At 66.4% G+C, this 18,139-nt stretch carries 20 protein-coding genes; 12 read left to right on the top strand and 8 right to left on the bottom strand.

Annotated features, from left to right (window positions below; all coding sequences use genetic code 11):
• The first annotated feature begins 16 nt into the window (after positions 1 to 16).
• Positions 17 to 1,555 (top strand): ATP-dependent DNA ligase, encoded by a 1,539-nt coding sequence (locus tag MSG_RS07250; protein WP_096444186.1) that lies wholly within the window; start codon positions 17 to 19, stop codon positions 1,553 to 1,555.
• 36 nt (positions 1,556 to 1,591) lie between these two features.
• A complete protein-coding gene (locus MSG_RS07245; RefSeq protein ID WP_096438337.1) occupies positions 1,592 to 3,862 on the top strand; it encodes a carbon starvation CstA family protein in 2,271 nt (756 codons plus the stop codon).
• 17 nt (positions 3,863 to 3,879) lie between these two features.
• Here MSG_RS07245 and MSG_RS07240 read toward each other — a convergent pair whose 3' ends face one another.
• Positions 3,880 to 4,266, bottom strand: coding sequence for a SpoIIAA family protein (locus MSG_RS07240; RefSeq protein WP_232011251.1), 387 nt, complete (start codon positions 4,264 to 4,266; stop codon positions 3,880 to 3,882).
• 188 nt (positions 4,267 to 4,454) lie between these two features.
• On the opposite strand from MSG_RS07240, the gene MSG_RS07235 reads away from it, so the two are divergent.
• Complete coding sequence (locus MSG_RS07235; RefSeq protein ID WP_096438333.1) at positions 4,455 to 5,975, top strand: Hsp70 family protein; 1,521 nt, start codon at positions 4,455 to 4,457, stop codon at positions 5,973 to 5,975.
• A 32-nt stretch (positions 5,976 to 6,007) separates the two neighbouring features.
• On the top strand, positions 6,008 to 6,835 hold the full coding sequence (locus MSG_RS07230) for an oxidoreductase (RefSeq protein WP_096438331.1): 828 nt from the start codon (positions 6,008 to 6,010) through the stop codon (positions 6,833 to 6,835).
• 47 nt (positions 6,836 to 6,882) lie between these two features.
• Here MSG_RS07230 and MSG_RS07225 read toward each other — a convergent pair whose 3' ends face one another.
• Positions 6,883 to 7,527: an MspA family porin gene (locus MSG_RS07225; protein ID WP_373421140.1), complete on the bottom strand. Its 645-nt coding sequence runs from the start codon at positions 7,525 to 7,527 to the stop codon at positions 6,883 to 6,885.
• Positions 7,528 to 7,749: 222 nt separating this feature from the next.
• Here MSG_RS07225 and MSG_RS07220 point away from each other — a divergent pair, with 222 nt between their 5' ends.
• The gene (locus tag MSG_RS07220) at positions 7,750 to 8,007 is read left to right on the top strand and encodes a hypothetical protein (RefSeq protein WP_096438329.1); all 258 of its coding nucleotides are present in this window, start codon (positions 7,750 to 7,752) and stop codon (positions 8,005 to 8,007) included.
• A 12-nt stretch (positions 8,008 to 8,019) separates the two neighbouring features.
• Here the strand turns inward: MSG_RS07220 and MSG_RS26100 are convergent, their stop codons facing one another.
• Positions 8,020 to 8,628, bottom strand: coding sequence for a protein kinase family protein (locus MSG_RS26100; protein ID WP_232011188.1), 609 nt, complete (start codon positions 8,626 to 8,628; stop codon positions 8,020 to 8,022).
• 27 nt (positions 8,629 to 8,655) lie between these two features.
• On the opposite strand from MSG_RS26100, the gene MSG_RS07210 reads away from it, so the two are divergent.
• The 4 genes from MSG_RS07210 to MSG_RS07195 all read left to right on the top strand — a co-directional run bounded on the left by MSG_RS07210 (position 8,656) and on the right by MSG_RS07195 (position 13,054).
• Entirely contained in the window at positions 8,656 to 8,979 is a 324-nt protein-coding gene (locus tag MSG_RS07210) for a hypothetical protein (RefSeq protein ID WP_142404460.1), read from the top strand.
• 52 nt (positions 8,980 to 9,031) lie between these two features.
• Positions 9,032 to 9,355 (top strand): DMT family transporter, encoded by a 324-nt coding sequence (locus tag MSG_RS07205; protein WP_096444182.1) that lies wholly within the window; start codon positions 9,032 to 9,034, stop codon positions 9,353 to 9,355.
• Between the two features lie 183 nt (positions 9,356 to 9,538).
• Positions 9,539 to 10,234, top strand: a complete 696-nt coding sequence (locus tag MSG_RS07200; RefSeq protein ID WP_373421139.1) for a cysteine peptidase family C39 domain-containing protein — start codon at positions 9,539 to 9,541, stop codon at positions 10,232 to 10,234.
• 384 nt (positions 10,235 to 10,618) lie between these two features.
• The gene (locus MSG_RS07195; RefSeq protein WP_232011250.1) at positions 10,619 to 13,054 is read left to right on the top strand and encodes a glycogen/starch/alpha-glucan phosphorylase; all 2,436 of its coding nucleotides are present in this window, start codon (positions 10,619 to 10,621) and stop codon (positions 13,052 to 13,054) included.
• Between the two features lie 28 nt (positions 13,055 to 13,082).
• Here MSG_RS07195 and MSG_RS07190 read toward each other — a convergent pair whose 3' ends face one another.
• Together MSG_RS07190 and MSG_RS07185 are read right to left on the bottom strand one after the other, a co-directional pair.
• On the bottom strand, positions 13,083 to 13,289 hold the full coding sequence (locus MSG_RS07190; RefSeq protein WP_096438321.1) for a long chain fatty acid-CoA synthetase Faa4p: 207 nt from the start codon (positions 13,287 to 13,289) through the stop codon (positions 13,083 to 13,085).
• A gap of 136 nt (positions 13,290 to 13,425) precedes the next feature.
• The gene (locus MSG_RS07185; protein ID WP_096438319.1) at positions 13,426 to 14,232 is read right to left on the bottom strand and encodes an SDR family oxidoreductase; all 807 of its coding nucleotides are present in this window, start codon (positions 14,230 to 14,232) and stop codon (positions 13,426 to 13,428) included.
• Positions 14,233 to 14,354: 122 nt separating this feature from the next.
• On the opposite strand from MSG_RS07185, the gene MSG_RS07180 reads away from it, so the two are divergent.
• Complete coding sequence (locus MSG_RS07180) at positions 14,355 to 14,957, top strand: hypothetical protein (RefSeq protein WP_142404459.1); 603 nt, start codon at positions 14,355 to 14,357, stop codon at positions 14,955 to 14,957.
• Positions 14,958 to 14,964: 7 nt separating this feature from the next.
• On the opposite strand, the gene MSG_RS07175 is transcribed toward MSG_RS07180, so the two are convergent.
• The 3 genes from MSG_RS07175 to MSG_RS07165 form a co-directional block, all read right to left on the bottom strand.
• On the bottom strand, positions 14,965 to 15,318 hold the full coding sequence (locus tag MSG_RS07175; RefSeq protein ID WP_096438315.1) for a VOC family protein: 354 nt from the start codon (positions 15,316 to 15,318) through the stop codon (positions 14,965 to 14,967).
• Positions 15,319 to 15,394: 76 nt separating this feature from the next.
• The gene (locus MSG_RS07170) at positions 15,395 to 16,156 is read right to left on the bottom strand and encodes an SDR family NAD(P)-dependent oxidoreductase (protein WP_096438313.1); all 762 of its coding nucleotides are present in this window, start codon (positions 16,154 to 16,156) and stop codon (positions 15,395 to 15,397) included.
• Between the two features lie 408 nt (positions 16,157 to 16,564).
• The gene (locus tag MSG_RS07165; RefSeq protein ID WP_096438311.1) at positions 16,565 to 16,939 is read right to left on the bottom strand and encodes a limonene-1,2-epoxide hydrolase family protein; all 375 of its coding nucleotides are present in this window, start codon (positions 16,937 to 16,939) and stop codon (positions 16,565 to 16,567) included.
• Positions 16,940 to 17,093: 154 nt separating this feature from the next.
• Here MSG_RS07165 and MSG_RS07160 point away from each other — a divergent pair, with 154 nt between their 5' ends.
• On the top strand, positions 17,094 to 17,519 hold the full coding sequence (locus tag MSG_RS07160) for a hypothetical protein (protein WP_096438309.1): 426 nt from the start codon (positions 17,094 to 17,096) through the stop codon (positions 17,517 to 17,519).
• Positions 17,520 to 17,694: 175 nt separating this feature from the next.
• Entirely contained in the window at positions 17,695 to 18,093 is a 399-nt protein-coding gene (locus MSG_RS07155; RefSeq protein ID WP_181159160.1) for an MmpS family transport accessory protein, read from the top strand.
• Positions 18,094 to 18,139 lie beyond the last annotated feature (46 nt).

Raw genomic sequence — 18,139 nt, 5'->3', positions numbered from 1 at the left:
TGCCAAGCTCGACACCGTGCTCCTTCTCGACGTGGCAAGCACGTCGCTTGCCGTCCGCGACACCTCGTCGCGCCTGGCGAAGGTCGCCCAGATCGCCGGGTTGCTGGGCCGGGCCGCGGCCGACCCGGAATCGGCTGCCACCATCGTGTCCTGGCTCTCTGGTGAGCTGCGGCAACGCCAGATCGGGGTCGGCTGGGCGTCGTTGCGATCGCGGCCGCCGCCCGCAACGCAGCCCACGCTGACCGTCGCCGGCGTCGACGCGACCTTCTCCGAGATCGGCGCCGTCGCGGGCAAGGGATCCCAGGCGCGCCGCGCGGAACTGGTCTCCGGGCTGTTCACCCGGGCCACCGACACCGAGCAGGCCTTTCTGCTGGGGCTGCTCGGCGGGGAGCTGCGGCAGGGGGCGCTGGCCGGGATCATGGCCGACGCCGTCGCCAAGGCGGCGGGCGTTCCGGCCGCCGCGGTCCAGCGCGCGGCGATGCTGGGCGGCGACCTGCCGGCGGTCGCGGCCGCCGGGCTGTCGGGTGGGGCGGCGGCGCTGCACGCGTTCACCCTGCAGGTGGGCCGGCCGGTCGGCCCGATGCTGGCGCAGACCGCGACCACGGTCGCCGACGCACTCGAACGCCACGGCGGCACAGCCATTTTCGAAGCGAAGCTGGACGGCGCGCGGGTGCAGATCCATCGGGCCGGCGACGACATCACGGTCTACACCCGCAGCCTCGACGATGTCACCGCGCGGTTGCCCGAGGTGGTGGAGGCGACGCTGGCCCTGCCGGTGCGCACCCTCATCGCCGACGGCGAGGCGATCGCCCTGCGCCCCGACAACCGGCCGCACCGCTTCCAGGTCACCGCCTCGCGGTTCGGCCGATCGGTCAACGTGGCTCAGGCTCTTTCGGCCCAGAAGGCCGAGCCACTTTCGGTGTTCTTCTTCGACATCCTGCACCGCGACGGCGCCGACCTGCTCGACGCGCCCACCAGCGACCGGCTGGCGGCCCTGGACGAACTGGCGCCGAGCTCCCAGCGCGTCGACCGCTTGGTCACGTCGGACGCCGCGGCGGCCGCCGCCTTTCTGGATACCACGCTGGCCGCCGGCCACGAGGGCGTCATGGCCAAGGCGCCCGGCGCGCCCTACCTCGCCGGCCGCCGCGGCGCGAGCTGGCTCAAAGTGAAGCCGGTGCACACGCTCGATCTGGTGGTGCTTGCCGCGGAGTGGGGTTCGGGGCGCCGCCGCGGCAAGCTGTCCAACATTCATCTGGGCGCCCGCGACCCATCCAGCGGCGAATTCGTCATGGTGGGAAAGACTTTCAAGGGAATGACAGATGCCATGCTGGAGTGGCAAACGGCCCGCTTCACCGAGCTCGCCGCGGGCCGGCTGGACGGCCATGTCGTGCGGTTGCGCCCTGAGCAGGTCGTCGAGGTCGCGCTCGACGGCGTGCAGAGCTCGACGCGCTACCCGGGCGGGGTGGCGTTGCGGTTCGCCCGGGTGCTGCGCTATCGCGACGACAAGAGCCCGGCCGAGGCCGACACCATCGACAACGTGCGTGCACTGTACTGATTCACCCGAGCGATCACGCGCACGTCGTCGTAGGGTTTGACCGTGACTGTGCACGACAAAGACGTCAGCTACATCCGCACGCACGATGACTTGCCGCCAGTCGCGATCATCGACCGCTCCCCCATCACCGTCCGGCACAAGGTCTTCTTCGGCGCCGTCGCCGTCCTCGGCGCCGTGGCCTGGGCGATCATCGCGTTCGTTCGCGGCGAGGCGGTCAACGCGGTCTGGCTCGTGGTCGCGGCGATCTGCACCTACATCGTCGGCTTCCGCTTCTATGCGCGGCTGATCGAGTCGAAGATTGTCTGTCCGCGCGACGACCACGCCACGCCCGCCGAGATCCTCGACGACGGCACCGACTACGTGCCGACCGACCGGCGCGTGTTGTTCGGTCATCATTTCGCCGCGATCGCCGGGGCCGGTCCACTCGTCGGCCCGGTACTGGCCACCCAGATGGGCTACCTGCCCTGCAGCATCTGGATCGTGATCGGAGCGGTGCTCGGCGGGTGTGTGCAGGACTACCTGGTGCTATGGATCTCCACGCGGCGCCGGGGCCGTTCCCTGGGGCAGATGGTCCGCGACGAACTCGGCGCCACCGCCGGGGCGGCGGCCCTGCTCGGAGTCCTCGTCATCATGGTGATCCTGATCGCGGTGCTGGCGATGATCGTGGTGAAGGCGTTGGCCGAAAGCCCCTGGGGCGTGTTCTCCATCGCCATGACGATCCCCATCGCCCTCTTCATGGGCTGCTATTTGCGATTCCTGCGCCCCGGCCGGATCGGAGAGGTTTCGGTGATCGGCGCGGGGCTGCTGCTCGGCTCCGTCGCCTCCGGCAGCTGGGTCGCCCAAACCTCTTGGGGCGCATCATGGTTGAACCTGTCGCCCGTCACCTTGTCGTGGTTGATCATCGTTTACGGATTCGCCGCCTCGGCGCTGCCCGTGTGGCTGCTGCTGGCGCCGCGGGACTACCTCTCGACGTTCATGAAGGTCGGCACGATCGCCCTACTCGCGCTCGGTATCTGCATTGCCCGTCCGATCCTGCAAGCTCCCGCCGTTTCGCATTTCGCGACCCGGGGCGACGGACCGGTGTTCGCCGGCTCGCTGTTCCCGTTCCTGTTCATCACCATCGCGTGCGGCGCGCTGTCCGGATTCCACTCGCTGATCTCCTCGGGCACCACGCCCAAACTGCTGGAGAAGGAAGGCCAGATGCGAGTGATCGGCTACGGCGGCATGCTCACCGAGTCGTTCGTCGCGGTCATGGCGCTGATCACCGCGGCCATCCTTGACCAGCACCTCTATTTCGCCATCAATGCACCGGCGTCACAGACCGGGGGCACCGCGGCCGCGGCCGCCGATTACGTCAACAAACTCGGGCTGTCGGGCCCACGGGCAACCGCCGCGCAAATCAACGACGCGGCAAGCGGTGTCGGCGAGCGCTCGATCGTCTCGCGCACCGGCGGGGCACCCACGCTGGCGCTGGGTATGTCCGACGTACTGCACCGCGTCTTCGGTGGCGACGGTCTCAAGGCGTTTTGGTATCACTTCGCGATCATGTTCGAGGCGCTCTTCATCCTGACCACAGTCGATGCGGGCACCCGGGTCGCGCGTTTCATGCTTTCCGACACATTGGGCAATGTGGGTGGCCCGCTGGCGAGGCTGAGGGATCCGAGCTGGCGGATCGGGGCCTGGGCCTGCAGCCTGGCCGTGGTCGCCGGGTGGGGTGGCGTGCTGCTGATGGGCGTGACCGATCCGCTGGGCGGCATCAACACGCTCTTCCCGCTGTTCGGTATCGCCAACCAGCTGCTCGCGGCGATCGCGCTGACGGTGGTCACGGTCGTGGTCGTCAAGAAGGGCCGGGGAAAGTGGGCGTGGATTCCGGGGCTTCCGTTGCTGTGGGATCTGGTCGTCACGCTCACCGCGTCGTGGCAGAAGATCTTTTCCGCGGATCCCGCGGTCGGCTACTGGACCCAGCACGCGCGGTATCTGGCGGCCAAGCATGCGGGCAAGACTGCATTCGGGTCGGCCAAGAACGCCCACCAGCTTGATCAGGTCATCAGGAACACCTTCATCCAGGGCACGCTGTCCACTCTGTTCGCGCTGGTCGTCGTCATCGTGTTCCTTGCCGGAATCGTGGTCGCGCTCAGGGCAATTCGCGGTATTGGCAAACCGCCGCTGACCGAGGAAGAACCGGTGCCGTCGAAGCGGTTCGCGCCGTCGGGCCTGATTCCCACCGCGGCGGAACGAGATGTGCACCGCCTGTGGGTCGGCAGACCGGTTGCCGCGCCCAAAGCCTCAGGCAGTCAGCATCTTTAGACCGGCGTTGTGCGGTTTCATCCGGCCTCGCGCTTAGAGTGGTAATTCACGATCCACTTGCGCGCTTCGTCGGCTTGCGACCCAGAAAATGTCCGATACCTCCCCGGCCACAGGAAGCCGAAGAGTTCGCTGAAATTGGCTACCTTTTTCACCCAATCGACGTCGCTGACGATCGCGCAGCGATCCCAGTCGAAATAGTGGCCGATATCGAACTTGGAGTCCGCCCAAATCGCGCCGGCGCCGAAACTGCCGAAGTCTGGAGCGATCTCGAAATAGATCCCGACCTTGTGATGCCGGCTCAGCTTGTCCTCGAACGCAGGTACCAGCACCGTGTCGTAATCAGCCTTGCTCACGTGCCCATGGAAAGCGAACGCGGCGACGTCGTCGGGGAAGTCCTCGAGCATCTCGATCACTGCGCCTCCTCACCATGCAAACTGCCGGTGAAGTCATCGTTCTTGGCGCCTAAGGCAGCGGCCTAGGGGCCAAAGTCATCGGAAAATGCGACCGGTGTCCGCTGGCCATTGGTCCTCGACGGCGCGCCGGTCAAATCGGTCGTGCCGAAGTCGCCTGCACCGTCCTAAGATTTCGTGCAATGAGAGTCGGCATCGACTTCGGCACCACCCACACTGTCGTCGCACTGGTCGACCGGGGCAACTATCCGGTCGTCTCCTTCGACGGCGTCGACGCGTGGCCCTCGCTCATCGCCGCGAACGCCGCCGGGGAGTTGCGATTCGGCGTCGATGCCTCCGCCGTCCGCCACGAGCCGGGGTGGTCGGTGCTGCGGTCGATCAAACGTCTCCTCAACGAGGCCGGGCCGCAGACCGAGGTGGAGCTGGCCGGGCGCCGCTACCGGCTGACCCAACTGCTCACCGGGTTCCTGGCTCAGCTCAGACACGACCTACACCATCGCTCCAACGGCTGCCTCGCGCCGGACGAACCGGTCGAGGCGGCGATCAGCGTGCCGGCGAACGCGTCCAGCGCGCAACGGCTGCTGACGCTGGATGCCTTTGTGGCGGCGGGCTTTCACGTCGTCGCATTGTTGAACGAGCCGTCGGCCGCCAGCCTCGAATACGCCCACCGGTACCGCTCCACGATCACCGCCAAGCGCGAGTACGTGCTGATCTACGACCTGGGCGGCGGCACCTTCGACGCCTCGCTGCTCAAGATGACCGGGCACGCCAACGACGTGGTCCTCAGCGAGGGCATCCAGCGCCTCGGCGGCGACGATTTCGACGAGGCGATCCTGCAGCTGGTCCTCGCCGGGGCATCCGACGTCGACCCCGCCGCGCGCGAGCTGCTGAAGGAGGAGTGCGCGGCACGCAAGGAGTCCGTCGGGCCGCAGACCCGCCGCTTCCTGGTCGACATGGCGGGGATCGATGACGGAGTCGACCGCCCGCCCTTCGCGTGCGGCATCGACGACGTATATGCGGTGTGTGCCCCGCTGGTCGACCCGACCATCGCGCTGCTCGATCGCATCCTGCGCGACCCGGCCCGGGACGGCCGGGACGTCGCGTGGTCGGAAGTCGCGGGAATCTACGTGGTCGGCGGGACGGGCGGCTTCCCGCTGGTGTCCCGGATGCTGCGCACCACATTCGGCGACAAGCGGGTGAAACGGTCGCCGCACCCCTTCGCCGCCACCGCGATCGGCCTGGCCGTCTTCCTCGACTCGGAGTCGAGTTTCGAACTTTCCGAACGCTTTTCACGGCACTTCGGGGTGTTCCGCGAGGCCGAGGCCGGCGCCGGTGTCGTCTTCGATCCGATCGTATGCAAGGGCGCCGCGCTGCCGGCCGACGGCCGCAGCCCGCTGGTCGTGCGGCGGCGATACCGCGCCGCGCACAACATCGGGCACTTCCGCTTCGTGGAGTGCAGCCGGCTCGTCAACGGCCGCCCCGACGGCGACGTGACGCCCTACGACCCGGTCCTGTTCCCGTTCGATCCGGCCCTCCACGACCGCAACGACCTCGGTCGTCAGCCGGTCGGCCGGTGGAGGGACGGGCCGGACGTCGAGGAGTGCTACGTCGTCGCGCCCAGCGGCGCCGTCGAGGTGACGCTCACGACGGAGCCGGGCGGGTTCATGCGCACCTTCCGGCTCGAGCGGTGCGCCTCGTCGTGACGCGGTAGCTGCGCTGCAGAAAGAAGACGCGTATGTCTACCTGGCTGATCACCGGCTGCTCGACGGGACTGGGACGTGCCCTCGCCGAGGCGGTTGTCGCGGCCGGCCACAACGTCGTCGTCACCGCGCGCGACGTCGCCAAGGTCGCCGACCTGGCCGACGCGGCACCCGGGCGCGCGCTGCCCGCGGCGCTCGATGTCACCGATCCCGGTGAGGTCGCCGCGGCCGTGCGGCAGGCCGACGAGCGGTTCGGCGGCGTCGACGTCCTGGTCAACAACGCCGGCTATGGCTATCGCTCCGCGGTCGAGGAGGGCGACGATGCCGAGGTGCGCGCCCTGTTCGACACGCACTTCTTCGGCACGGTGACCATGATCAAGGCCGTCCTGCCCGGGATGCGCGCCCGGCGCCGCGGCGCGATCGTTAACATCTCCTCGATCGGCGCGACGGTGACCCCAGTGGGGTCCGGCTATTACGCCGCGGCCAAGGCGGCCGTCGAGGGCATCAGCGGGGCGCTGCGCGGCGAGCTTGCGCCGTTGGGCATTTCGGTGACGGTCGTGGAGCCGGGCGCTTTCCGCACCGACTTCGCCGGACGCTCCCTCGTCGAGTCGGCGACGCGGATCGACGACTACGCCGACACCGCCGGCAAGCGCCGCAAGGAAAACGACACCATGCACGGCAACCAGGCCGGCGACCCGGCCAAGGCGGCCCGCGCCATCATCGAAGCCGTCGAATCCAGCGAGCCCCCGGGATTCCTGCTGCTCGGCCCCGACGCCCTGGCCCTCTACCGCTACGTTGCGGACGCGCGTGTCGCCGAGATCGCGAACTGGGAACAGCTGACGAGCGGCACTGACCTCGACTGAGCCTCAGCCATGCAGCTGGCGGGTATTGCCCGCGGATAGTGCGGCGGTTAAACGGCTTTCGTCACGCCGACGTAGGACAGCACCACATCGGATTGATCGGTCACCCGGGTCAGGGTGGCGTAGGAGCGGATGAACGATTGGCCCACGCAACCATCGATCCTGACGTGGAAGTTGGCGATCATGATCCACGGATGCGGTCCCTTGAACTGCTTCTTCGCTACGGGCACCACGACCACGAAGCCGGGCTTGAGTCCGACGTTGATCGACCCGTTCACCGGAACGGTGATGAACGGCAGCAGCGGCGGCAATACGCCGGTGGCGTCGAACGTCGGGCTGATACCCGGGGCGATGCCCATGTTGCCGCCGAGGTCGACTCCGTTGGAGGTGCTCATGTCGATGCCACAACCGATCTCGTAACCCGCCTCGAGAACGCCCTGCGGCTGTCCCGGCCCGCTCAGGTCGCCGACGAACGTTCCGGTCGCGATGTACTCGCGGGACGAGACCGCGGTCGTCAACGGCGCCACGGGAACCTGGGCCTCGTCCTTGGCGCCAAGGCCCAAGCGCCAGCCGTCGGGAGTATTGACGATTGCGGGAGGATTCGAGGGCACACCCGCGTCGCTAGGTACCGCAGTGGCAGCGTCGGGATCGGCAGCCGTCGGTGACGCCGTGATCACCGCCATCACCAAGCACATCGTGACCACCGCAGCATTGCGGACGACCCCGGCTATTGTCCCCACGCGCCAAACCGTAAGGACCGCGTTGTGCGCACGATGGCATTTGCCGACCGCTCCGGCAGAGTCGTTGTGCGTTCGTGACTGATGCGCGATCTCGCTCCGGCACGCTGGCATTGCCGCGCGTCACCGCAGGTCCCCTAGAATTGCGCGCAGACGGCAATCGGCCAGAGGAGGGCGGCGATGAAGGCTCGTTCGTACGCTCGCGGACTGGTAGCCGGCGCGATCAGCGTCCTGGCCCTGTGCGGCGCCACCGGCCTGGCATCGGCGGATCCCGATACCGAGCCCGAGCCGCCGATGCTCCCGGAACTCGGTCAATTCAACACGATCGACGGTCCCTCGTTCTTCACCAACCCCGCCGACCGGGGCCGCCCACTGCAGAAAAACTGGGACGGCGTCGGAAACTATTGCCAGAACATCTTTATTCGTTGCGGGTACTGAAAGCCGCAGCGTTCAAAACGCGGGATGCCGCTGACATTTCAAAACGCGGTCCGGATCCAATGCGGCCCTGATGTTTCGCAGCCCCACCAACTCCGGGGACGACCATGCGGCGCCGGCCTCAGATTGCCCGTCGCGCAATGACGGGGCGGCGCGGCCGGCGTCGGTGACCTGGGCAGCGGTTTCCACCGCACCAAGCGCCTCGGCGACCCGGCGTGTGGCGTCGTGATCGTCAGCCGCACCGACGGCGTGCAGCAAGAACGGCGCGGGAACCTCGGTCAACGCGCCGTCCAGCGCGTGGGCCTCAGAGTCGGTGTGCGACATCACGAACAGCGGCGGCGTATCCGACGGATCTCCGCGGTCTTGCCATACCACCGCCGGAACCGGAACACGGCTCGCACCAAGCGCTTTGAGGATGCGGGCCTGGCGCAGCACGTCGGGTGCTGCGACCGGCTCGACGCCGGGCGGGGCGACCTTGATCCCCACCGGGTCACCCTGTCGCGTGCCGCCAAAGGTCAGGCTGGACGCACCCCCGCTCAGGGCGGCAACGGCTTCTCCAAACCAGAGAAGGCCCGCTTCGAGGTCGAGGGCGCCGATCTCGCGGCCGCGCTGCTGACCGAACATGGCTGCGACCGCGCCACGGTGGACGGCGTGTGGGAGGCCATCGCCCTGCACACCTCCGGCGGCATTGCGGAGCGGCGCGGGGCGCTGTGCTACCTCGTGCGCAGCGGCGTGGGCGCCGACTTCGGCCGCAACGCCGACTTCATCGACGAGCAGATCGCCACGGCGATCCACCGCCGATACCCGCGCCTGGCGATGGCGAGCACGTTGGTGGCCGCGATCGTCGCGCATGCTCGGCGCAATCCCGAGGCGGCGCCGCCCTATTCGATGCCCGGCGAGTTGCTGCGCGAACAGCAAACCGGCGGTGCCAGCCTGCTCGAACTGATGGCTTCGCATGGCCGGTGGGGGGAGTGATCGATCCGATCGAGTACACACGTAGATGTCCGTCCGCATTCAAGGAGGCATCTTGGCGTACTTGCTGCTGTTCGGCGCGATCTTCGCGGAGGTCGTCTCGACGAGCCTGCTGAAGAGCACGGAGGGCTTCACTCGACTCTGGCCGACGTTGATCTGCCTGGTCGGCTACGCCGCCTCGTTCGCGCTGTTGTCGATGTCGATCTCCCGCGGGATGCACACCGACGTCGCGTACACCTTGTGGTCGGCGATCGGAACCGCGGCCATCGTGCTGATCGCGGTGCTGTTCCTCGGTTCCCCGCTGTCGGCGGCCAAGGTGGTCGGTTGCGGGCTGATCATCGCCGGCGTGCTCACGTTGAACATTTCCGGCGCTCACTAGTTCGGCGGGTCACTCTCCGACGGCCGGCTTGACGCCATGTTGTGGCAGTGGGCACCTCCCGATCGTCCGTGAACGGTCCTGACATCAGAGAACCCTCCAAGAATTCGTAGAGGCTGTGACGAGACCCTGTTCTCGGACAGACACCCCCATGCTGGAAAAGGACCGCCGATGCATCGGACCAGGATCGCGACCGCGGGTGTCGCAGTGCTCGGCTGCGTGGCCGCGCTGGGCCTGTCGGGCGGCACTGCGGTCGCCGCACCCGGCACCCCCGACCCGCCAAGCAGCGAGGGCACCCTCTACGGCGATCCCGCCGCGGCGGCACCGTTCTGGCGCTACCAGAGCTACGACGACGACTGCGTGGAAATGTCCGTCGCCGACGTGGTCGGTGAAATCACCGGCAACCAACCGTCCGAGCGCGCAATCGTCAAGCTGGCCCAGTCGACTCCCAGCGCCGTGCACCCCGGCCCGATCTATGCCAAGCCGGGCAAGCGCCATCACGGCGAGGGCACCTCGTTCGACGACGGGCCGACGTTGCTGAAGCTCTACAGCATCCAATCGGTCAGCACCGACAAGGACAGCGCCGCCCAGACCGGTGTCTCCACCGGCATGAAGGCACTCGAGCAAGACCTGGCCCACGGCCGCAAGGTGATCGCCGCGGTCAACGCGGAACTCATCTGGGGCGATCCGGTCGAGGACAAGGACTCCGACGGTGCTCCCCAGTCCAACCACGCCGTCGTGGTGACCGGTGTCGACACCAACAACGGCATTGTGCACCTCAACGACCCCGGTAGCGAGGACGGCAGGGACGAGCAGGTGCCCATCAACGTCTTCAGCAAGTCGTGGAACACCAGCGACGACCAGATGACGGTCACCAATTAGCGCGGTTGTCCGCCAAAAGTTTCCGACCGCGCCTGGCGGCCAAGAAGATTCGACAGCGGCTCGGTGACCTCTCGCGGCCGCTCCGCCTTGAAGTAGCCTCGCGCCCGTGTCGAGCGCTCGCGACCCGCCAGGGTCCGCGTCCCCGTCGGCATCCCGTCGCGAGCACGTGGGCTCGCGTTCACCTGGCGGACGTCAATTGCGCGCCTGGTGTGCAGTCATCGCTGCCAGACTCGACACCTGCGCGCCGCCGGAACATCGGTGCGATACTGCCATCACCTCTAGGGAGTAGGACTCACGATGACCGATCTCGATCAGACACCTTCCGACGGCCTATCCGCCTCGAGTTCCCGGCCGGCTGACCTGACCGAGCACTCGCGCACCGGGATGGGCGCCCCCGCGCTGCAGCGCGCGATCACCGATCACCTGCGCTACTCGATCGGCCGCCCGGCCGCGGCCCTGCGGCCCGAGCACTACTATCGGGCACTGGCACTGGCGGTGCGGGACCGCATGCAGGACCGCCGGGTCGTGTCGACGCAGACGTCGCTCGACCTTGGGCGCAAGGTGGTCTGCTATCTGTCGGCCGAGTTCCTGATGGGTCCGCAGCTGGGCAACAACCTGCTGAACCTCGGCTTGGAGGGCGTGGCGAAGTCCGCGCTGGCCGCGATGGGACAGCGGCTCGACGAGGTGCTGGCCTGCGAGGAGGAACCCGGGCTGGGCAACGGCGGCTTGGGCCGGCTCGCGGCCTGTTACCTGGACTCGCTGGCCACGCTCGAGCGCCCGGCCATCGGCTACGGTATCCGCTACGAGTTCGGCATTTTCGACCAGGAGATCCACGACGGCTGGCAGGTCGAGCAGACCGACAACTGGCTGGATCGCGGAAACCCTTGGGAAATCGCCAAACCCGACGTCAATTACCTCGTCAAATGGGGCGGCTACGTCGAGCATTACACCGACGATGCCGGGCGCGAACGCTCCCGCTGGCTGCCCGGGTTGTTGCTGAAAGGCGTTGCCTACGACACGCCCATCCAGGGCTACGGCGTCAACACCTGCAACGTGCTGACGCTGTGGAGCGCGCGGGCGGTCAAGTCATTCGCGCTGGACGCGTTCAACACCGGCGATTACTACAAGGCGGTCGAAGACGAGGTGACCTCCGAGACGGTCACCAAGGTGCTCTACCCCAACGACGAGCCCGAGGCCGGCAAGCGGCTGCGGCTGCTGCAGCAACATTTCTTTGTGTCCTGCTCGCTGCAGCACGTGCTGCACATCATGGACGATCTCGCCGACGCGGGCGTGCGGGAGCTGCCCCAGAGATTCGCCTTGCAGCTCAACGACACTCACCCGTCCATCGGAGTCGCCGAGCTGATGCGCCTGCTGATCGACGAGCGGCTGCTGGAGTGGGAAGAGGCGTGGGACATCACCGTCGCGACCTTCGCCTACACCAACCACACCCTGCTGCCCGAAGCGCTCGAGACCTGGCCGCTGGAGCTGTTCGGCGACTCGCTGCCGCGGCACCTGGAGATCATCTACGAGATCAACCGGCGCTTCCTCAACGAGGTACGCACCCGGTTCCTCGGCGACGCGGACCGCGTTCGCCGGATGTCGCTCATCGGCGAGGACGGCGGCAAGAACGTCCGGATGGCGCACCTGGCCACCGTCGGAAGCCACGCCATCAACGGCGTGGCAGCGCTGCACTCGGAGCTGCTCAAAGACAGTGTCCTCAAAGACTTCTACGAGATGTGGCCGGAGCGGTTCAGCAACAAGACGAACGGGGTGACGCCGCGGCGGTTCCTGGCGTTGTCCAACCCGGGCCTGCGCGAGCTGCTGGACCGCACCGTCGGCGACGGCTGGCTCAAGGACCTGGGCAAACTGCGCGGCCTGGAGAGGTTCGTCGACGACTCGTCCTTCCGGGAGCAGTGGCGCGATATCAAGCGCAACAACAAGGCGCGGCTGGCCAACTTCATCCGCGACACGACCGGTGTCGAGCTGAACCCGCAGTGGATCTTCGACATACAGGTCAAGCGGATTCACGAATACAAGCGCCAGCACCTCAACGTGCTGCACATCATCGCGCTGTACTACCGGCTCAAGCAGAACCCGGAGCTTTCAATTCCGCCGCGCGCCTTCATCTTCGGCGGCAAGGCAGCACCCGGCTACTTCCTGGCCAAGCGAATCATCAAGTTGATCAACGCCGTCGGCGAGACGATCAACAACGACCCACAAGTCAACAAGTTCCTGAAGATCGCGTTCATCCCCAACTTCAACGTGCAGAACGCACACCTGATATACCCGGCCGCCAATGTGTCCGAGCAGATTTCGACCGCCGGCAAGGAGGCCTCGGGCACCGGCAACATGAAGTTCATGATCAACGGCGCCCTGACGATCGGCACGCTCGACGGGGCCAACGTCGAGATTCGCGAGGAGGCCGGCGCGGAGAACTTCTTCCTGTTCGGCCTGACCGTCGAGGAGGTTCAGGCGCTCAAGGCGCGGGGTTACCGTCCGGCGGAGTACATCGACAGCAATGACGAGCTGGCCGCGGTGCTGAATCTGATTGCCGACGGGACGTTCTCGCACGGCGACACCGAGGTGTTCAAGCCGCTGGTGGACAACCTGCGTCACGACGACCCGTTCCTGGTGTGCGCCGACTACGCCTCCTACGTGGAGTGCCAGAGCCGGGTCAGCGCCGCGTGGCTGGACGGAGAGTCCTGGACGAAGATGTCGATCCTGAACACCGCGCGCAGCGGGAAGTTCTCGTCAGACCGCGCCATCGCGGAGTACTGCGACGACATCTGGAAGGTCTGGCCGCTGACGGTGAAGATCTGAAGCCAGGCACCTCAGCGCCGCTAAGGCGCTAGCGAGTTTCTTTGGCGACGAAAACGATGATGTAGCCGACGGGGATGCCGGTATGCGCCGCGATGCATTCGCGGGCCACCACGTCGACGGATGCCCGGCGGCCGGCGCGCGTGGTCGCGCCGATCTCGGGAACCCGAATGAGCCACCCGTCGGTGTCGCGGGTGATTTCGATGTCGAAGCACTGACCGACCTTCGGGAAGGTCACACGCGCTGCGCCGCGTGGCGATTGCGCCCGTCGCAGAGTGGGCTGAAGAGGCATTCCGCTTTTCCTGAGTCGACAATGGACCGCGGGAAAGAATAATGCGAATGGGTGCCAAACACCTAATCGAGCGAGTCGGGCGTCACTGGTAGCCAGGCAGATCCGGGATGCCGCTGGCCGTCAGCCAGCCGCCGCCGTCGACCACCAGCACCGCCCCGGTGACGTAGGACGCCGCATCGCCGGCCAGAAACAGCACCGCTTCGGCGATCTCGGTGGTCGAGCCCGGTCGCCGCAGCGGGTTCTGGATGGCGCGGTGCTGGTCGTCGCCGGCAATTCTGCGGACCCCCTCGGTGGCCGACATCGCCCCGGGGGCAACAACATTCACCCGGACCCCCGCCGGCCCCCACTCGATCGCGCAGGCGCGGCTGAACGCGTCGATGCCGGCCTTGGCGGAGACGACGTGCGCTTGCAGGGCCATGCCGCGGTATTGGATCGCGGCACTGATGTTCACGATGGCGCCCCCGTGATCACGCAACCAGAGGTCGTACGCCGCCTTGGATACGTTGAACGTGCCCAGCAGGTCGATGTCGACGACGGCCTTGAAACCGTTAGCGCTCAGTTCACTGATCGGTATCGGAAAGTTACCGGCGGCATTGTTGACGACGATGTCGAGCTGACCGAACGTTCCCAACACCTGCTCGAGCACTGCCGTCACCTCGTCGGGACGGCGGACGTCGCAAACGCCGTAAATGGCCTCGGTCCCCGCCTCGCGCAGTGCCGCGACGGCCGCCTCGAGGTTGGGCTCCTTCCGGCTGCAGATCGCGACGCGCGCGCCGTGACCGCCGAACAGTCGCGCGACCTCGAAGCCCAGCCCGGTGGCGCCGCCGGTGACCAATGCCACCTTTCCGCGCAGCAGATCGTCCCGAAACGGGCTTTGCCGGGCGGTCACATTGACCTCACGGGCTCACGAGAACACGGCCTAATTAATATTGGCAAGAAGGTCAATTTCGCACGCCGAACCCATTACTCAACCAGTCCCCGAATGGCACGCACAAAGCCTACGATCGCGCCATGCCAATTATTGGGAACGCGACAACCGTCGCTGCGAGGGTGACCCGGTCCACGGGGAACGCATTGCGGGTGCAACTGACCGCTCCCGACGGAACCGAATTGGGGCGAGCGCAACAAAAGGGCGGCGCCGCGGTATTGCTCGGGTTCAAAAATGGGGGGAAGGGCGACTACACGCTGTCGGCCAACGGTGACGAACTGCGCATTGCCGTCGCGGGAACCACGACGATCACCAGGCAGAAAACGCCGATCGGCAAGATCGTGCCTGCCGACGGCGCCGCGCAATTCGAAAGCGGCGGCGGCACGGTCCTGGCGGCCGTCCGGCCCCACACCGGAGCCAAGGCCGACAACGCCTGGCGGCACCGGATCCTCTCGCCGACCGGTCAGGAACTCGGCGTCCTTACGCTGATGACGGTTCACACGGGCTGGAGCGATCTGGAATCCGAGGCCATTCAATTGCTCACCAACCACAACGTCGCCAGCCTCAAGGCGCCGTCGGCCGGAGCATTACTTCAGCTCGACGCGCCCGTCGACCCAGAATTAGGCGACGTATTGGCGGCGGCGTGCGTCGACTTCTCGGTGTTGCCCCGGGGGTATATCGCGTAAAACCGGTTCACCGGGCCAGCGGCTTGTAGAAGACCAGGCCGTTGCCCTTGTTGTCGTAGACCACGGCGCGACGTTCGTGCGCGTCGTCGTACGGGCCCTTCACGATGCCCCCGCCGCTGGCCTCGACCGCCTTGGCCGCGGCGTCGACGTCGGCGGTCTTGATACCGACGACGACCTGCCCAGGTATCGGATGGTCCACCGCCGTCGCCAGCGCAACGGTGATCGGCCCGCCGTCGAGTGCGGCGAAGTGCGCCCCGTCGCGAAACTTCACCGCCATCCCCAACGTCTCGCTGTAAAAGCGGATTGATTCCTCCAAATCGTCTGTCGACAAAATGATCATCTTGACTTCATGATCGCTCATGGACGCCTCCTCGGTTTGAGTATCGGAAGTCTGCCCCACGTCGCTGTACGGCAAGTAGGGCAAAAAGGCACCGATATCACACTTGGTTGAATCCGCCGTCGGCGGTTACGGTCGATCCGGTGACGAAACTGGACAGATCGCTGGCCAAAAACACTGCGGCATTGGCGATTTCAACGGGATCGGCGAAGCGTCGCAGCGGGATGGCCGAGATACGCTCCGCGCGAAACTGCTCGACAGACGCGTCGGGGTCGGTCTGGGCCGCCAGGGCGTTGCTGCCCGGGGTGGCGGTAGATCCGGCGACGATCACGTTAGCCCTGATGTTGCGGTCTGCCAGTTCGTTGGCCCAGGCCCGGGCCAACGAACGGACCGCGGCCTTGGTGGCTGCGTAAATGCTCATGCCGGGGCGACCGCGGTCCGCGGTGGTCGAACCGATCAAGATGACCGAGGCGCCGTCGTTGAGCAACGGCAACGCCTTTTGCACCGTGTACACCACACCTTTGACGTTGGTCGTCAGCAGCGCGTCGAGGTCGTCGTCGGTGATCTCGCCCAGTTGCGCCACCCGGGTGAATCCGGCGTTGGCCACCACGATGTCCAACCCTGCGCCCGTCGCCCCCACTTCGTCGTAGAGCCGATCGAGATCACCGGGTTCGCCGACATCGCCGCGCACCGCGACGGCCCGCGAACCCAGATCGTGGACGGCGGCGTCCAGTTCGGGCTGCCGCCGGCCCGTGATGAAGACCCGCGCGGCGCCCTCGGCGATAAAACGCCGGGCGGTGGCCAGGCCGATGCCGGAGTTTCCCCCGGTGACGACGGCGGTCTTGTGCTCGAGCAGTCCCATGACGGTTTCCCTGGCACCCCGCTAGGACGTGCCGACCAGAGGCGGCATTTCCCCCCAGGGCGGCGGCTGGTCGATCGACAACGCCAAGTCCAGCGCGGCCTGCCTCAGAAACCATGTCATGTGAACCTTCCCGTCCGGCCCGCCCCGGGCCGGCAATTGCAGACGTGCGTCTCATGAGAATCGCACACGCCCGGCGCCCGGCCCGATCAGAACCGGTAGCCGCCGCGGCCGTGCCCATTGAACCAATACCGGTCGTAATGGTTCGGAACGGCGCTGGCCGGCGGGCGATCGGCTCGGCCGAGGCGATGAATGGGAAAGTAGTCGTACGGACTGAGCATCTGGGTCCAAGCGTGTCCAGTCCTGGTCCCGGGTGCAGATTATGTTCCGACACAGAGCATTTCACTACCGCTAGTTGAACGCCTGGGTAAGGGTGTTCATGTCGAAGTAGTCGCGCCAGGCCACGATCTTGTCGTCGGCGATCTCGAACACTCCGGCGACCGGGAGTTCGACGGTCCTTCCGGCCTTGGTGCGCATGATGTCGGTACGCTCGTTGAAGACGACGTTTCCGTCGGCGACTTGGCGGTGCACGACGAAGTCGATGCCGTCGAGGGTCGCGAAGAAGCCTTCGATGAATGCCCGGATTGCCTCGCGGCCCCGCACGGCTTCCATCGGAATATTGTGGTAGACAGCATCTTCGGCCAGAGATTCCGCGATCTTCACGGCATCGGCTGTCGACCACAACGCACAGAACTGCGTGACGAGTTCAGCCGGCGAACGTGACATTCCGATCTCCTTTGGTCGGTTATCTGTGATGAATCTACGCATGTGCGGATTCGCGTTCGCATAGTGCACGGTTGCGTGCGTTATGGGCTGGCCCGCACCAGGTCGGCGCGGTAGTCTTCGATAGCCGACTACGGCGGAGCGAAGGACGAGAACGATGAGTTTGGCGCTATATGCTTTGCTGACGGTGATCGCCCTGGCCTTGGCGATGATCTTTGCCGCGGTTGCTGCTGTGCACGTCCGACGGTTGGAACGGCGACCGAGTAACCCTGCGGGCGAAGAAGTGGGCAGCGCCAAAGCGGTCGTGGGCAAAGTGCGCAAAGGCGAAGCGATGTCGCCAGACGAATTGGAGTTCGCCAAGCAGCTCATCGGTGCTCGCACCTCGCCGTGGACGTTCGCCATCCCCGCAACCTTGTTCTCATTGGGCTGCTTTTACGTATTCGGCAGTCTCTACCACTTGCAGGGGGCGACGCCTTCCGAGCGAACATTTCTCGGGGTGTTCCCGATGCTGGCCTCGGTGAACTTCACGACTCAGATCCTCCGCAGCTTCAGGGTGAAAAGGCGTCTGCGGGAAAACTATTGAACGGATGTCAGGAGGCGTTGGGCGTATTCGTCTGGCTATTAGATACATGACCGTCTACTATCTGGGCTGACGCGAGTAGGGGTGGCGGCAAGAACGCGTCGTCCGGACCGGATTCGACAGAGGTGAGCGAGTGAGCCCCCGTTCAGTCGGCAGGACCGTTTTGGCGCGAGTCTGGTTGCCGTTGGTCGCCGTGATCGCGATCGGTGTCGGCGGGGTGGCCATGTGGAAGGTGCACCAATTCTCGGATCCCCCGCCCGTCATCACTGTCAATCAGCCGGCGGCACCGCCGGAATTCAGCATCAAGCGGCTCACGTACGAGTTGTTCGGCTCCGTCGGGGAGGGCGGGATGCTTGTCTGGGTAGACGTCGATGGCCATCCGCATCGGGTTGACCTCACGACCTTGCCGTGGACGCACACGGAGGCCACCACACTCACCGTGGTCTCAGGCAGCATCTCGGCGCAGGTTCATGGCGGTCAAGTCGGCTGCCGACTGCGGGTGAACGGCGTCGTCCGCGCCGAACAGTCCGACACCAGTCAGGATGCACACGTCTTTTGCCTGGTGAAGTCCGCGTGAGCGAGCATCAGGCGGCGCCCGGGGCCAAGCACCCCTTCGTGCCCAG

Origin of the sequence: Mycobacterium shigaense, from assembly GCF_002356315.1 — a bacterium.
Lineage (GTDB): Bacteria > Actinomycetota > Actinomycetes > Mycobacteriales > Mycobacteriaceae > Mycobacterium > Mycobacterium shigaense.
The sequence above is the reverse complement of the archived record's forward strand: the minus strand, read 5'-3'. Positions and strand labels throughout refer to the sequence as shown.

Bases quoted from the DNA above. Each gene is read 5' to 3' on its own strand.
- MSG_RS07170 (WP_096438313.1), bottom strand. From the start codon at position 16,156: ATGGGACTGCTCGAGCACAAGACCGCCGTCGTCACCGGGGGAAACTCC.
- MSG_RS07195 (WP_232011250.1), top strand. From the start codon at position 10,619: ATGGGCGCCCCCGCGCTGCAGCGCGCGATCACCGATCACCTGCGCTAC.
- MSG_RS07180 (WP_142404459.1), top strand. From the start codon at position 14,355: ATGCCAATTATTGGGAACGCGACAACCGTCGCTGCGAGGGTGACCCGG.
- MSG_RS07175 (WP_096438315.1), bottom strand. From the start codon at position 15,318: ATGAGCGATCATGAAGTCAAGATGATCATTTTGTCGACAGACGATTTG.
- MSG_RS07165 (WP_096438311.1), bottom strand. From the start codon at position 16,939: ATGTCACGTTCGCCGGCTGAACTCGTCACGCAGTTCTGTGCGTTGTGG.
- MSG_RS07225 (WP_373421140.1), bottom strand. From the start codon at position 7,527: ATGTGCTTGGTGATGGCGGTGATCACGGCGTCACCGACGGCTGCCGAT.
- MSG_RS07235 (WP_096438333.1), top strand. From the start codon at position 4,455: ATGAGAGTCGGCATCGACTTCGGCACCACCCACACTGTCGTCGCACTG.
- MSG_RS07240 (WP_232011251.1), bottom strand. From the start codon at position 4,266: ATGCTCGAGGACTTCCCCGACGACGTCGCCGCGTTCGCTTTCCATGGG.
- MSG_RS07230 (WP_096438331.1), top strand. From the start codon at position 6,008: ATGTCTACCTGGCTGATCACCGGCTGCTCGACGGGACTGGGACGTGCC.
- MSG_RS26100 (WP_232011188.1), bottom strand. From the start codon at position 8,628: ATGTTCGGTCAGCAGCGCGGCCGCGAGATCGGCGCCCTCGACCTCGAA.
- MSG_RS07220 (WP_096438329.1), top strand. From the start codon at position 7,750: ATGAAGGCTCGTTCGTACGCTCGCGGACTGGTAGCCGGCGCGATCAGC.
- MSG_RS07160 (WP_096438309.1), top strand. From the start codon at position 17,094: ATGAGTTTGGCGCTATATGCTTTGCTGACGGTGATCGCCCTGGCCTTG.